This window comes from Iodobacter violaceini (assembly GCF_011601265.1).
Taxonomy (GTDB): domain Bacteria; phylum Pseudomonadota; class Gammaproteobacteria; order Burkholderiales; family Chitinibacteraceae; genus Iodobacter; species Iodobacter violaceini.
The window spans coordinates 368,445-383,092 of record NZ_JAAOLX010000004.1 but is presented as its reverse complement, the minus strand read 5'-3'; the positions used below and the strand labels follow the sequence as shown (position 1 = coordinate 383,092).

Here is a 14,648-nt window from a genome sequence, read left to right as displayed (position 1 = left end):
ATCGCCGTAAAAACACCGGCTCTACCCATCCTGCGAGCTGTTCTTCTCTGTGAAACTTTGTGGCTCGGGATTTGGGTCTGCTAGTTTATTTCAGCATTGGCAAATCTAAGCCCTGCTCTTTGGCGCAGTTTTTGGCGATGTCATAGCCTGCGTCGGCGTGGCGCATGACGCCGGTGCCGGGGTCGTTCCATAATACGCGGCCCAAGCGTTTGGCGGCGGCGTCGGTGCCGTCAGCCACAATCACCACACCTGAATGCTGGGAAAAGCCCATGCCTACGCCACCACCGTGGTGGAGCGACACCCAGGTTGCGCCGCCTGCGGTATTGAGCAGCGCGTTTAAGAGCGGCCAGTCGGATACGGCATCCGAGCCATCCTTCATGGACTCGGTTTCGCGATTTGGTGAGGCCACCGAGCCGGAGTCGAGGTGATCGCGGCCAATCACGATAGGCGCTTTCAGTTCGCCACTTTTAACCATCTCATTAAATGCCAGCGCAAGGCGGGCGCGATCTTTCAGGCCTACCCAGCAAATACGGGCTGGCAAGCCCTGGAAGGCGATGCGTTCACGTGCCATGTCCAGCCAGTTGTGCAGGTGTGGGTTGTCAGGGATCAGTTCTTTGACCTTGGCATCAGTTTTGTAGATATCTTCCGGGTCGCCAGACAGCGCTACCCAACGGAAAGGGCCGATGCCTTCGCAAAACAGCGGGCGCACATAGGCGGGCACAAAGCCGGGGAAGTCGAATGCGTTTGTTACACCTTCTTCCAGCGCCATTTGGCGGATGTTGTTACCGTAATCAACCGTTGCCGCGCCACGCGCTTGTAAATCCAGCATGGCTTGCACTTGTTTGGCCATTGATTGCTTAGCGGCCTTGGTGACGCCAGCCGGGTCGGTTTTTTGCGCTTCGCGCCATTTGGCAATATCCCAGCCCTGCGGCAGATAGCCGTGCACAGGGTCGTGCGCTGAAGTTTGGTCGGTGACGCCATCGGGGGTAATGCCTCGGGCAACCAGCTCGGCAAACACATCGGCTGCATTGCCTAAAAGACCTACGGAGACGGGCTTGCCGCTCTCTTTGGCGTCCGCCAAGATGGCCAGCGCTTCATCCAGGGTAGTGGCTTTGCGGTCTACATAGCGGGTTTTCAGGCGGAAATCGATGCGGGTTTCGTCGCATTCCACGGCAATCATGGAAAAACCGGCCATGGTAGCGGCCAGTGGCTGCGCGCCGCCCATGCCGCCCAAGCCGCCAGTCAGAATCCAGCGCCCTTTGACTTCGCCGCCAAAATGCTGCTTGGCCATCGCTACAAACGTCTCGTAAGTGCCTTGCACAATGCCCTGGCTGCCGATGTAAATCCAGCTGCCTGCGGTCATCTGGCCGTACATCATCAGACCTTTTTTATCTAACTCATTAAAGTGCTCCCAATTGGCCCAGTGAGGCACCAGATTGGAGTTGGCCAGCAGCACGCGCGGTGCATCGGGGTGCGATGGAAACACGCCAACCGGCTTGCCTGATTGAATCAGCAGCGTTTGATCGTCTTCCAGACGGGTGAGCACTTCCAGAATCTTGTCGTAGCATTCCCAATTACGCGCCGCACGGCCAATCCCGCCGTAAACCACTAAGGATTGTGGATACTCGGCCACTTCGGCGTCGAGATTATTCTGAATCATGCGAAAAGCGGCTTCTGTCAGCCAGCTTTTACAAGTCAGCTCGCTGCCGCGTGGCGCGCGGATAACGCGGGAAGGGTCATGGCGTGGGTCGGTCATGGTGTGGCTCCGGTTAAAGTAGGGTGGGCTGAGCCCATCCTCAGGTTTTGATCAAATAGGGGGGGGGGGCAATACCCACTCTTGGGCTATCGGGGTTTGAAGTCTCTGCAAATGGCCCATGCCAGCCTGGCAGCAGCTTTGGCGCCGTGGCTGTCGGTATCAAAGGCGGGATTAAATTCCACCAGGTCAGCTGCGGCGAGCTTGCCGCTGGCGGCGATCAGGCGGCTCAGGTGTTCGATCACGCTGATCTCCACGCCAAAGCCGGCGGGTGCGGATACGGCAGGCATCTGCGCAGCAGGCAGCACGTCCAGATCAATGGTCAGATAAAGCAGATCGACCCCATTAATAAAGGTTTGTAACTGCGCCACGGTTTCAGCCAGTTGCCACGGGTTCATCTCGGTATCGAGCCGCCATGTGGCTTTGAGCCGTTCTGCTGTGGCAAACAGAGCCTGGGTATTGGCTGTTTCGGCCACGCCCATGCAGAGATAGTTAAATGACTGGCCCTGCCTGGCGCATGCTGCGGCTATCTGGGCAAAGGGGGTGCCGGAAGTCGCTAGATCTGCTTCGCGAAGATCAAAGTGCGCGTCGAAATTGATAATGCCGATGCGCTGGCTTGGGTGTGCGTTGACAATGCCCAGCCAGTGGCCGAAAGCCGTTTCATGCCCGCCTCCGAGTACCAGTGACAGATGACCGGCTTGGATGTTTTGGCTCACGGCAGCCGCCAGGCGTTGATGCGCGGCATCTAAATCGCCATCTTCACAGCCCACGTCCCCTGCATCGTAAAGCGGCTGCGTGGGGTGGTAAGCCAGATTCGCCAGCGCTTTACGCAAAGCCAGTGGCCCTGCCACCGCACCCACCCGTCCCTGATTGCGGCGCACGCCTTCATCACAGGCAAAGCCCAGCAGGGCAATGCCCGCAGGCTGATTTGCAGCTAAGGGCTGCACGACCTGATGCCAGCGCCGCGCGGCATCGCCTTCAGCAGCATCAATACGGCCTGTCCAGACGGTCATGGTTTTATCCTGTTCAATTTTTTAGAAAAGTATTCAGTGCCCCGGGGGGGGGCGCAGCCGTTTTAACGACCTCTAAATACCCGTTGCTTTAACAGTGGTGTGCCCAGGCTGTAAATAATCTCGGCCGGGTGATCAATATTCCATACCAGAAAATCGGCCACAAAGCCCGCTGCCAGCTGGCCATGGGTATGGGTACGGCCTAAAGCCGCTGCGGCATGGCGGGTGGTGCCCGCTAACGCTTCTTCTGGGGTGAGGCCAAACAGCACACAGGCCTGGTTCATTGCCATACGGATAGAGGCAAAGGGGCTGGTGCCGGGGTTGAGGTCGGTTGAAACCGCCATCGGCACGCCTGCGGCGCGTAGTGCTGCAACAGGGGGTTTTTGGGTTTCGCGCAAAAAGTAAAACGCGCCGGGCAGCAGCACCGCCACCGTGCCAGCGGCTCGCATCGCGGCAATGCCTGCATCGTCGAGATGCTCGATATGGTCAGCAGAAAGGCCATTAAACTCCGCTACCAGCGCCGCGCCGTGCAAATTAGAGAGTTGCTCTACGTGGCCTTTTACTTTCAGGCTGTGCTTTTTTGCGGCATCAAATACACGGCGGGTTTGGGCCGGGCTAAAGCCGACGCCTTCACAGAATACATCCACCGCCTCGGCCAGGTCTTCGCTGGCGGCGGCAGGCAGGATGCGTGAAATGACTTCATTAATATATTCATCGCTGCGGCCCGCAAATTCGGGCGGCAGGGCGTGGGCTGCAAGCAGAGTGGGGGAGATTTCTACCGGATAGTTTTCAGCAAACTGGCGGGCCACGCGCAGTTGTTTTAATTCATCATAAAGGCGCAGGCCATAGCCGGATTTAATCTCCAGCGTGGTCACGCCTTCATTCATCAGGGCCAGGAGGCGCGGCAGGCTTTGTGCCGCAAGGTCGGCCTGCGATAAATCCCGCGTGGCATTGACTGTGGACACAATGCCACCGCCTTCTGCGGCAATTTGCTGGTAAGGCACGCCCGTCAGGCGCTTTTCCCATTCCGCCGCACGGTTGCCGCCATAAACCAGATGGGTATGGCAATCGATCAGCCCTGGGGTGATCCAGGCCCCCGCCACATCAATGATTTCACCTCTGCCCGCAAACTCAGCCAGTGCCTCGTTCTGCGGCAAAATTGCATAGATTTCTTCACCCTTAATCCACAAAGCATGACTATGCAGTGCGCCGTAAGCAGCATTGTGCTCAGTAGACAGGGTAGCAATGCGGGCGTTAATCCAAAGCGATTCTGTAGTGTGGGTCATCATTGGCAGCAGGCTGTGTAATTGTATATACATTTACGCATTTTGCTGTTGATGTCAAGCAGGGAAAGGTCTGATGAGTATTGATTTACTGCTGGCCGGCAGGGGTGCGGGGTGTTTTTGTATAGACAGATTTGATGAGAGCAAGTGTCAGGCCGGCTTTGCCAGCAGGGGCGGGCAGGCGGGATTTAAAACGTTATTTGCCTGAATGGCAGGCAGATAAGCGGTGTGGATGATTGTCATTTGATTAAAAGGTGGTCCGTGCACTGAGCATAAAGCTGCTGCGGTCTTTTTGCAGGTTATACAGGCCACCGCCTGTTTTGATGTATCGGAAATCCAGTTGGTGGTTTTTTTGAAAGATGGCGCTGATGCCGGCCACAGACAGGTAGCGGCCTTCTGAAAACTGACCGTCTTCAGAGTAGCCTTTTACATCGTAAGCAAAGGACAGAGAAGGCCGCAATACCCAGTTGCCGGATTGTGGCAGAACATCATTTTCGTATTTTAGCCGCCAGCCCCAGGCCGTGGCGGAGACAAAGCCATCTACGGCGCATGTGGCCTGCGGGCCAGTGCAAGCAGGAAAGGCGGAGCTGGGCGCCATACCAAAGCCACCGCGGCCATAGCGCTTCTCGTATGGATCAGGCAGGTTATGGACGTGTCGTATGCCCAGTTCGCCAGCAAGCGTAGCATTTGCTCCCCAAGCCGCAGGTAAAGGGGATTTTGCGCCTACTATCCATTGGCTCATCTGAAAATCATCATAACCCTGTGCAATATAGCCTGTCGCTGTGCCAGCTAGTTGTTTCAGGGGGCCAATGCCAAGCAGCATGCCATTCAAAAAATCTGCGCCATTCCATGGTAAAGGCTGATTGGGGCGATAGCTGTATTCCAGGTAAAGGCCTGCGCCGCCTTCCAGTCTCTGGCTCAGGTTGAGCCCAAATAAATGGCGGTGGGCAGGGTAGGCCTGTCTGTATTGCCCTGCGATACTTACGGGCTCTGCCTTATTGGGCAGAAACACACCCGGGCCACTGCGTTCTGCCTGAATCACGGCATTACGGCTGGTGTATTGGGCGTAAAAAACGCCCAGTGAGGACATCTCCGTTATTTTGTAATTAAAGCTGAAGCCAAATTGTTCTTCGTTCGGAATGAGATCGGCGGTTCGGGCAATATAATCCAGAGCGTTGGTGCTGGATTGCTGGTCGTTGGTGGAGATGGGCTTATTGTTTAAGACGCTGAGCATGGCTCCGTTTAAGGTTAATTTATTGCAGCCAGCCTGTGCGTAATCGTTACTTGAGTAAAAGGTTCCGCAGCCGGGGTAGGCATTGGGTAGAAAATCAAGCTGGTAGTAGGCGTCAAGCGACAGCTGCTCATTTATCCTGAGCTTGGCATAGAGTGCGGGAACGGGGATGCTCATGGTTTCTGGCAGCGGGTTGCCCCGGCGAAGACCTGCAAAATCCAGTGCGTTGACTTGTTGTATACCGCCCAGGATGGTCGTGGGCGTGCGCCAGGGAATCACTTGCTGCCCGGCCCGAAGCTCGAGTGCTTTTTGAAAGACAGTAAAGTGGCCGTACACATATGCATCGTGCAACTGAACACCGCTAAACTGGCTGAGTGTGGCAAACCCTGAATCATTTAACGGGCCGGCAGCATAATCATTGCTGACATGCCCGTGCGGAACCGGATTATTTAACTGGCTTTGGTCATACCATGCTTTGCCACTGAGCAGCAGCCCATAATTGCCAGCCGACAGATTGGCTTGCAGATAGGCGTCCAGTACTTGAGATACCACATCGCCCTGTTCGTAATTCAGATCTCCATCATTGTGAGTGGACATGCCCTTGCCACTGGTGAGGGAGGTGTCAGGGCTTTCTGCCCTGATAATGGTGCTGATTCCTAAAGCACCCTTCAATTCGATTTGAACATCGCCTGAATCAACTTTAATTCCCTCGCCCAGCCCTGAGCGCACATTCCCAAAAACAAGCTCTCCAGCCTCTGCACCCGGTGGGGTAAACAGCAGCGTTTTAAACAATAAAACAGCCATACAGACTCGTTTTTGCTTCATACGCACCCCCTGGTATGGTTTCCTGCCATCCTCTGGTATCTGTGTTCTTGCCTGGCTCGCGTCAATATCTATGACGCAGGTTTTTACACGAGAAACCTTGAGAAAACAGGATGGGCGTTATCTTCAGAGACTGCTTCACATGCTTTCTAGCTGCAAGAGGACGCCAGGGCCGGGGTTGGCTCAGCCTGCTGAAAACAACGTTTTTTTACCTTAGCTTAACAACGGCAAGGCTTTATTGAGCTTGGGGATCAGGATGGCTGAATGGTTTGAGTTTTCTGATAAGGGCTTACTTCTTCACCCTGGTCTGCGAGCGCAGTTTGTAGCTGCTGCCAGGGTGTAACAGCCTGCTGAAGCTGACTAAATGCTTATGCGACCAGGTGCGGCGCAGTACGCGCAGGCAGGGCTCGGTGGCGGCGATATTGAGTAAAGCTTGCTCGGCTGCATTGGGAAGCACGGCTTCTACTGTGTGCTCGATATCGGTGAGCGGGCAGCTTTTCATCAGGTAAGCGTTCGGAGTTTCGATGGTGAAGTCTTGCTGCAGATAATCCGGTGCAAAGGCGGGGTTGACATAGCGATCTTCAATCTGGATCGCTTTATCGTTTTCAAAATGCACAATGAGCGAGTGAAACAGCGTTTCGCCAGTCACGAGGCCCAGCCAGAGTGCGATTTCATCCTGAGCCGGCCCGGCACACAGCAGCTCTACTGATGCGCGGTAGCGGTGCCCGCGACAGGCAATTTCTTCGGCGATATTATTGATATCGAGCAGCGGCGATTCGGCTTTACGCTCAGCCACATAGGTGCCGTCCCCTGCAAAGCGGATCAGCACGCCTTCGCTGGCTAAATCACGCACAGCTTTATTGACGGTCATCCTGGACACGCCAAATTGCAAAACCAGCTCGGCTTCGGTGGGGATTTTTGCGCCTGGCAAAAAGCGGCGTTCGCGTATGCCTTCCAGAATAAATTGGCGGATACGTAAGTGGATGGGTTTATTCATATCGCTATTGTAGCGTGAGCTGTGAAGATGAGGCAGGCCGTCAGCCAGTACGCTGAGCGCTCTATTTGCCTTGGTAAGATGTATGTATTAATTATCCTGGTCTACATTAAATAAGTTTAGTTGGGTATTTTAAGCTTTGTAAGAAATAAAGGCCGGAGGTATTTAATGAGCACGGCATGGTTTAGCGGGCATAAGGTAAAAACTGTTGTTACCGGGAAGCATACCGCACTACACCGCCTGAGCAGGCAGCTTTTATGGGGGCTGTTGTTGTTGGGCTTGCTGCCTCTTTTGCTTACGGGTGGTTTGGCCTATCAGCGGAGTGAGTTAAGCCTCAGAGAAAAGACAGGCGTTTATCTGGCGGCACAAGCCGATGCCATCATCGATAAAATCGATCGGAATTTGTTTGAGCGCTATGGCGATGTGCAAATGATTGCATTAAATCCCAATGTGCGTGGCTCCGCCGGAATCACTGCACAGGCTGCAGATGCCTATGTCCGTGCTTATGGTTTTTATGACCTGATGATTGCGGCGGATATGCAGGGCAGGATTGTTGCCAGTAATACGGTGAGCGGAGACGGGCGGCGCATTGAAGTTGAAAAACTGCTGGGCCAGAGTGTGGCGGAAACAGACTGGTTTAAAAAAATCAGTGCCGGGGCACTGGGCACCGGGCAAACGTATTATTCAGATGCCCGAAAAGACCCTTTACTGGCACAGGCGCTGGGCCAGCCGGAAGTCAGCCTGTTGTTTGCGGCCCCGGTTTTTAATGCTCAGGGCAAAATAGTGCGCGTATGGGCTAATTTTGCCTCTTATGAAAGAGTAGTGGATGCCATTGTCAGCTCGGCTAAAGCGCATCTGAATCAAAGTGGCTACAAGCAGGTTCATTTACAAGTAGTTGATAAGCAGGGGCGCGTGCTGAGTGATTCAGCAGGCGAGCCTTTTGGCTCACTTGCATTGGCCAAACGCTCGCCTGCAGTGCAGGCCTTGATCAGTGGTAATAACGGGGTACTTACAGAGATAAACCATGGAGATGAAGAGCTGGTGGCTTTTTCTTCTTCAAAAGGAGCACTGGGCTTTGCCGCCTATGGCTGGGGCGTGGTCGTCCGGCAGGATACCGGGGAAGCATTTGCCTCAGTAAGAGAGCTGGGCCGTATTGTGCTGATTTCCCTGCTGATTGCCATTCCCATGGTGATATGGCTGGCGTTGATGATGAGCGGGCGGTTTCAGAGAATTACCCTGCAGCGTGAGCAGGCCCTGATCCGGGATGCCGCATTGCAGGATTTTACATCTGAGGTGCATCGCGCGCTGGAGCTGGCCGAAAACGACAGTGATGCCGCCGGAATCGTTTCTGAAGCCATTGAGCTGGGTCTGCCTCAGAGATCGACGGCGCTGCTGATGTCCGATTCCAGTACTGCGCATTTATCTGTGATGTCCCGCAGTGAAAATTATTCGGCAGAGTCTGGCTGCGGGGTTAAATCGCCCGTGCAATGTCTGGCTTTTCGCCGCGGGCAGGTACAGAAATTTGAAGATGCCAGCGCTTTGGATGTATGCCGCTATATGCGCGGCAGAGCGGGAGGCGAGTGCTCGGCCGTGTGTATTCCGCTGACCAGCATAGGGCAGGCCGTTGGCATTATGCATATTGTTGGCCCTGCGCGGCATTTGCCGGATGAAGACGAAATGCTCAGGGCAACAGCCATTGCAGCGCATGCGGGGATGCGTTTAGGCGTGTTGCGGGTGATGAGCGAATCACAGCTGCAAGCCCGCACTGATCCGCTTACAGGATTGCTTAACCGCCGCAGTTTAGAAAATCAGGCGGCCAGAGTGCTGGTGATGCCCGAGCCTGCGTGTATTGCTTTTGCAGATATTGATCACTTTAAGCGCTTAAATGACAGCCACGGGCATGATACGGGCGACCGGGCTTTGCGGTTATTTGCCCGTGTAATGAAAGAAGCTTTGCGCCCGGGGGATCTGGTGGGGCGATTTGGTGGTGAAGAATTTGTGGTGGTGTTTCCAAACACTGATGAGGCAGGCGGCTTATGTGGTCTTGAGCGTGTAAGGGCCGCGCTGGAAGGGCGGATTGCTGTGGCGGGTTTGCCTGTGTTTACGGCGAGTTTTGGGCTGGCTGCAGCTTTTGGGCCGGTTGATTTTAGCGAGTTAGTTCATATTGCAGACATGGCTTTATTAGAGGCTAAGCGGACGGGCAGAAATAAAGTGTGTATTGCAGGCAAAGGGGCAGATTTGCCTGTTCATGCTGTGGATTTATCTGTAGCCAGCCTGCAGAAAGCAGAAACCGCTTTGCCTAATAAGCCCGATGTGGCGATCTTGCAGGAGGCACGGGTGAAAAGCGGCTAAGGATGAAAAAGCAATGAAAGCATGGACAAATGTCCATGCTTTCAATTTGAAAAGTAAGTGCTTATTTTTTAAGTAAATCACGAATCTCGCGCAATAGCTCGATATCTTCAGGTGTAGCAGCAGGTGCGGCAGGCGCGCTTGCTTCTTCACGCTTCAGTTTGTTCAGGCCTTTAATCACGAGGAACACGGCAAAGGTCACGATAACAAAGCTGATCAGCACATTAATAAATACACCGTAGTTTAATGTGACTGCTCCGGCTTTTTGAGCCGCATCTAAGGTGGCGTAAGGCGCAGGGGTTTTACCTTCGGATAATAAAAAATACAAATTAGCAAAATCCACCTTGCCCATGAGCATGGCAATAGGCGGCATGATGATGTCTTTTACCAGTGAATCAACAATCTTACCGAATGCCGCACCAATGATAATACCGACGGCCAGGTCGATCACATTACCGCGCATTGCAAATTCTTTGAATTCTTTAAACATGCGATACCCCTGTTGCTTAGTGATGAACAATGGACCAACTCTCTTTAAAAATAGACGGATTTTGCGCAAGGGGTGTGGCTGCCCCTCACGCAATGCAATAATCAGCGCTTAATTTTGGTTAAATAACAGGTGACTTCTTCGCGGTCGTGATAAAGATGTCGGGCGCGAATTTGGTAGCGGATACCTGCACCATCCAGCGCATCATCAATAATATCAAGGCAGCGCTGCAGTTCATTCCAGCGTTTTTTCATGGGCAGTTTAAAGTTAAAAATCGCCTGGCGGGCGTGGCCTTTTACCAGCCAGTCTGAAATCAGCGCAGCAATACGGGCAGGCTGCTCAACCATATCGCAAACCAGCCAGTCTACCGGGCTTTTAGGGCGATATCTGAAGCCATCTTCGCGCAGATGTTTTACGCTGGGGTGAATGGCCATACTGCCTTTCATGGGGCCGTTATCAATGGCAAAAATTTTGGTGCAGCCACGGCTGACCATTTGCCAGGTCCAGCCACCTGGAGCTGCGCCTAAATCTACGGCGCTCATGCCGGGCTTCACCTGGGCCGACTCGGGCACCAAAATCATAAACGCTTCGGCCAGCTTTAAGGTTGAGCGGCTTGGGGCATCGGTTGGCATACGCAGGCGCGGAATGCCCAGCGGCCAGTTCACAGAAAAATCAGGGCGGGTAAAGCCGATATAAACACGTTCTAAGTTTGGAAAAAATAAATGCAGACGAGCTTTGGCACTGGCATCGCTGGCTAAACCTTTGGTGGCAAGTTTTGCATCGAGCAACGCACCAAATTTACGGCTGAACGAAGAGATTTCTTTACCATCGTTGGTGTCAGGATACTCAATCCATACATCCCGCCATGGGCCTTTGTGTGCTTCGTGTAACTGATCGAGCGCAGTCAGAATAGGCGTAAGGCGATCTTTAGGCGGCAAATCAAGCATTTCGGCCACAAAAATAATCTGGCGCGGGAAAACCCAGTCGCCACATTCTAATGTGCGGTAAAGCTTGTCCCAATCGGCGGGGCGCTTAGGCAAAAAGATGCAAAACCCCTGGCCAGTTTCCCATTTACCCGGGATATCTGCTTTAAAGGAGAATTCGGCCTCCACATCGGCTTCGAAACCGGGGCGGCAATAAAAAAGAATGGCATGTGTCATGGGCGTAAGGATACCAGAATACGGTTGATTTTAGGCGTGCTTGCCATCCTTTCCCTGTGGGGCAATCAGGGGAAAGCAGGCAATAAAACAAGTTCCTTTGCCTGGCTCCGAATTCACCACCAGCGTGCCGCCTAAGGTTTGCGTGACCAAATTAAAGACAACATTCAGCCCCAGGCCACTGCCGCCGCTGCCTCTTTTGGTGGTAAAAAAAGGATCGAAAATCTTATTCAAGTGCTCGCTGGGAATGCCCATTCCGTTGTCTTCAAAACGCAGGGTGACACTATCGTCTATTTTTGTGGCCTTAAGTGAAATCAGCCCTTCCTGCCCATCAGCAAAAGCATGGGCTAAGGCATTGGTCAGAAAGTTGGTAATGATTTGGGAAATAGCGCCAGGGTAGCCATCAAGGCTGATCTTTTCGTCGCAGCTGGTTTCAATGCGTACCGAGGTACGTTTCAGTGTGGGCTTTAAACTCATAATGACTTCGTCAATGTATTCCCCAAGCTCAAAGGTACGCCTTGCTTCAGAGGTCTGGTCTACAGCGACTTGTTTAAAGCTTTGTATCAGCTGGGCGGCGCGTTCTGCATTAGCCAGAATCAGGCGGCTGGATTCAATAGCCATTTCGGAATAGCGCAGCACTTCTGATTTTTTGATTGCACCGGCATCCAGATTGGTTTTGAAAGCTTGCGTGTCCTCAAATAAAACCGATGCGCTGGTTAAAATAACGCCAACAGGTGTGTTGACCTCATGGGCAACCCCGGCAACCAGGCCCCCCAGTGAGGCCATTTTTTCGGCCTGAACTAAATTATTTTTGGTTTCATTCAGCTGCTTATAAGCGCTTTCGGTGAGATCTCTGGTTACACGCATGGCATGCTCTGCGGCTTTGCGGCTTTCTAAATCATCACACAGCCTGCGGGTAATGCTGTGTACTGCATCGGCCACATCGGCAAATTCATCTTTGGTGTGGTGGGCCAGCTTGATGTCATTAAAATCAAAGTCTTTGGCGTCGGCGGCGTGAACAAGGGCTTCTCTGAGCTGCCCCAAGGGGCGTATCACAACCAGCAGCAGGCTGTGTGAAAGCGCCATAAAGAGAAGCAGATCCAGTAAAACAACTTCGATAATTTTAGCCACCACCATCTGGTTTAAGCGGGCGGCGATTTTTTCCCTTGAGAAAACATAAACCACTTTTCCCATCGGTTTGGATACTTCATTGGCGGGATAGTAAATAGGGAAAGTCTGTGCATTGGGTGGCACAACACTTTTATGCACGGCGGTCATTTTGCCGAGGTTGTTGATCCGGCCATCTACTTGCTCTTCATTATTAAAAACCAAAAGCAGTGCTAAATCAGCAGACTGCATTTCGGCCTCGACCACTAAGCCCAGCTGGGTGCTGTCGAAATTCCAAAGTATGCCTGGCAAAACGGTTTGCAAGCGTTTTTGTAATGCCATAGCCGAGAGCCGCATATTGTTTTCGAGCTCTTGCTGTGTTTGCCAATAGGAAATCACGCCCGATGTCGCTAAAAACAGCGTCACTATGGCTAAGAAAATCATATTCAGGCGGAAGCGTATGCTGTGCATGCTATTTATGCTGTGGATGTTTGCTTAACAATAGCCCTCAATGTAATTAAAGGGCAAGTTAAGTCCTGTGCTTGCCTTGCATAAATAAGAAGCGATGTGTTTTTTGATGCAATGCTTTGTAAGCGGGGCGGCGTAACAGGCTAATTTTTGCGCGTAAGATAAAACGCATCATTAAAGGTGCTGACCCACTGGGGCCGCCAGATCACCAATAAAGATAAATAGACGCCACTTGTAAAGCCCTCTGGCCAGCCCATCAGGAAGTAATAGGGCAGCTGTTCTTCTATCAGAAAATCGACAGGATAGACGCCACTGGCTGCAAGCAGGCCACAGGTAAAGAAGCCGGTGCACCACATGGAAAGCATGCTTGCGGCAAAGCAATTGACAAAAATATATATAAAATAATTGGCGGGCAAAGCGCGCTGCGCCCAGTTAAACAGGGCATGAGTGAGCGTAACCGGCAAAAAAGCAATTATCAGCCAGGACAAGCCCATGCTTGCCCACGCCGAATGCCCGTAGGCCGTATCTGCAATCAGCACGGCTGCCAGCCCCAGCAGGGCTTTATCGCGCCCGGCGATCATGGTGAGTGCGCTGGCACCAAGTAAGTGAAACGACAGCCCCGGCTGAATGCTGGCTTTCATTTGCCAGAAGCACAGCACAAAAACGCTTGCGCCAAACCAGCCGGTGAGGCGCTCCTGGGTGAGGGCAAACCATGGGATACGCAAAGCTGCGTGCAAAATCAGGCCACCGCTGATGAGAAATGAAGTCAGCAGCAGCCAGTTTGCAAATGGCCCGGCGTGCAGGTTCATTTAATACGCCATTCTTTATTCACCCAATCGCTAAGCTGGGTAAGCTTGCCGTGGAAATAGTGTCCTACGCCCGGGAACACTACGACCGGCAGCGATTGTGGTCTGGCCCAGTTCAGTACGGTGTCTAAGCTGATGACTTCATCTTCTTCGCCATGAATCAGCAGCGTTTTGCTGACGGGCACAGCAGGAAAGTTATGCCTGCTGACCGCAGGGCCAATCAAAATCAGGCCTTCCACTGCATCACTGCCCATGCGCTCGCAGAGCTGGCTTTGCACAAAGGTGCCAAAGGAAAAACCTGCCAGTGTCAGGCGGCTAAGCGCTGGATGCTCGCTTTGAGCAAAAGCCAGCACGGCGGCCATATCGTCGACTTCGCCGATGCCATTTTCAAAAGCACCCGCCGAATTGCCCACGCCACGTAAATTGGGGCAGTAGGCCACATAGCCTAAGCGGCTGAGGGTTTTTGCGAGGGTATGCACAATTTTATTGCTGAACGTGCCGCCTTCGGTGGGGTTGGGGTGGGCGACCAGCACAATGCCGACGGTGGTTTCGAGTGCGGATGAGAGGCGTAAACATTCGAGTTTGCCTGCCGGACCATCAATCTCAATGAGTTCAAAAGAGGGGGCTTTACGGGGTGTGCTCATAGCGTGTGGCTTTGCGGGGCGGGCCCGCCTGATGAATGGATATAAATAATACGGGCAATCAGGCGGATTGCCCCGGTGCATGCCGGAAGGCGCTTAAATTTTTAAACGCTCAACGACGCGGCCATTGACGATATGCTCGTCGATAATCTCATCGATATCGCTTTTATCAATATAGGTATACCAAACCGCCTCAGGATAAACGACCAGTACAGGGCCTTCTTCACAGCGCTCCAGACAGCCTGCTTTATTGATACGCACTTTGCCTGGCTGGTTTAAACCCAGCTTCTTGATGCGGCCTTTGGCGTGCTCCCACATCTCAACCGCGCCGCAGCTGGCGCAACTCTGACGCTCACCTGGCTCGCGCTGGTTCAGGCAAAAAAATACGTGGTGCTGGTAATGGCTCATGGTGGCCTCGAAATGGGAAGTTGAAATTTATCTTAGGGTGGGGCAACCCGGCGTGCTTACATCGTCTCATTATTGGCGGGTTGCTCCATGTACGCTAACCAAAGTCAAAAAGACCTTTTTAGTGCCTTCGGC

At 53.1% G+C, this 14,648-nt stretch carries 12 protein-coding genes; 1 reads left to right on the top strand and 11 read right to left on the bottom strand.

What is annotated here, in order from left to right:
- Positions 1 to 85: 85 nt before the first annotated feature.
- From hutU to hutC, 5 genes are all read right to left on the bottom strand, one after another.
- On the bottom strand, positions 86 to 1,756 hold the full coding sequence (hutU, locus tag HA050_RS10060; RefSeq protein ID WP_166825329.1) for a urocanate hydratase: 1,671 nt from the start codon (positions 1,754 to 1,756) through the stop codon (positions 86 to 88).
- 86 nt (positions 1,757 to 1,842) lie between these two features.
- Entirely contained in the window at positions 1,843 to 2,766 is a 924-nt protein-coding gene (gene hutG, locus HA050_RS10055; RefSeq protein WP_166825326.1) for a formimidoylglutamase, read from the bottom strand.
- Between the two features lie 62 nt (positions 2,767 to 2,828).
- Positions 2,829 to 4,082: an imidazolonepropionase gene (hutI, locus tag HA050_RS10050; protein WP_166825323.1), complete on the bottom strand. Its 1,254-nt coding sequence runs from the start codon at positions 4,080 to 4,082 to the stop codon at positions 2,829 to 2,831.
- A 211-nt stretch (positions 4,083 to 4,293) separates the two neighbouring features.
- Positions 4,294 to 6,102, bottom strand: a complete 1,809-nt coding sequence (locus HA050_RS10045) for a DUF1302 domain-containing protein (RefSeq protein WP_166825321.1) — start codon at positions 6,100 to 6,102, stop codon at positions 4,294 to 4,296.
- Positions 6,103 to 6,388: 286 nt separating this feature from the next.
- Positions 6,389 to 7,096, bottom strand: a complete 708-nt coding sequence (gene hutC / locus HA050_RS10040; protein ID WP_166825318.1) for a histidine utilization transcriptional repressor HutC — start codon at positions 7,094 to 7,096, stop codon at positions 6,389 to 6,391.
- Positions 7,097 to 7,261: 165 nt separating this feature from the next.
- Between hutC and HA050_RS10035 the strand changes: the two genes are divergently transcribed.
- Positions 7,262 to 9,445, top strand: a complete 2,184-nt coding sequence (locus HA050_RS10035; protein WP_166825315.1) for a sensor domain-containing diguanylate cyclase — start codon at positions 7,262 to 7,264, stop codon at positions 9,443 to 9,445.
- A 61-nt stretch (positions 9,446 to 9,506) separates the two neighbouring features.
- Here the strand turns inward: HA050_RS10035 and mscL are convergent, their stop codons facing one another.
- The 6 genes from mscL to HA050_RS10005 form a co-directional block, all read right to left on the bottom strand.
- Positions 9,507 to 9,932, bottom strand: a complete 426-nt coding sequence (gene mscL / locus HA050_RS10030; RefSeq protein ID WP_099397779.1) for a large conductance mechanosensitive channel protein MscL — start codon at positions 9,930 to 9,932, stop codon at positions 9,507 to 9,509.
- Positions 9,933 to 10,033: 101 nt separating this feature from the next.
- Positions 10,034 to 11,089: a 23S rRNA (cytidine(2498)-2'-O)-methyltransferase RlmM gene (rlmM, locus tag HA050_RS10025; RefSeq protein ID WP_166825312.1), complete on the bottom strand. Its 1,056-nt coding sequence runs from the start codon at positions 11,087 to 11,089 to the stop codon at positions 10,034 to 10,036.
- 30 nt (positions 11,090 to 11,119) lie between these two features.
- The gene (locus tag HA050_RS10020) at positions 11,120 to 12,664 is read right to left on the bottom strand and encodes a sensor histidine kinase (protein ID WP_166825309.1); all 1,545 of its coding nucleotides are present in this window, start codon (positions 12,662 to 12,664) and stop codon (positions 11,120 to 11,122) included.
- Positions 12,665 to 12,804: 140 nt separating this feature from the next.
- Positions 12,805 to 13,470: an energy-coupling factor ABC transporter permease gene (locus HA050_RS10015; protein WP_166825307.1), complete on the bottom strand. Its 666-nt coding sequence runs from the start codon at positions 13,468 to 13,470 to the stop codon at positions 12,805 to 12,807.
- Positions 13,467 to 14,111 carry an alpha/beta hydrolase gene (locus tag HA050_RS10010; RefSeq protein ID WP_166825304.1) on the bottom strand — a complete coding sequence of 215 codons (645 nt, stop codon included), beginning with the start codon at positions 14,109 to 14,111 and terminating at the stop codon, positions 13,467 to 13,469. Before HA050_RS10010 ends, HA050_RS10015 begins: the two co-directional genes overlap by 4 nt.
- A 93-nt stretch (positions 14,112 to 14,204) precedes the next feature.
- Entirely contained in the window at positions 14,205 to 14,516 is a 312-nt protein-coding gene (locus HA050_RS10005; protein ID WP_166825301.1) for a (2Fe-2S) ferredoxin domain-containing protein, read from the bottom strand.
- Positions 14,517 to 14,648: the final 132 nt, after the last annotated feature.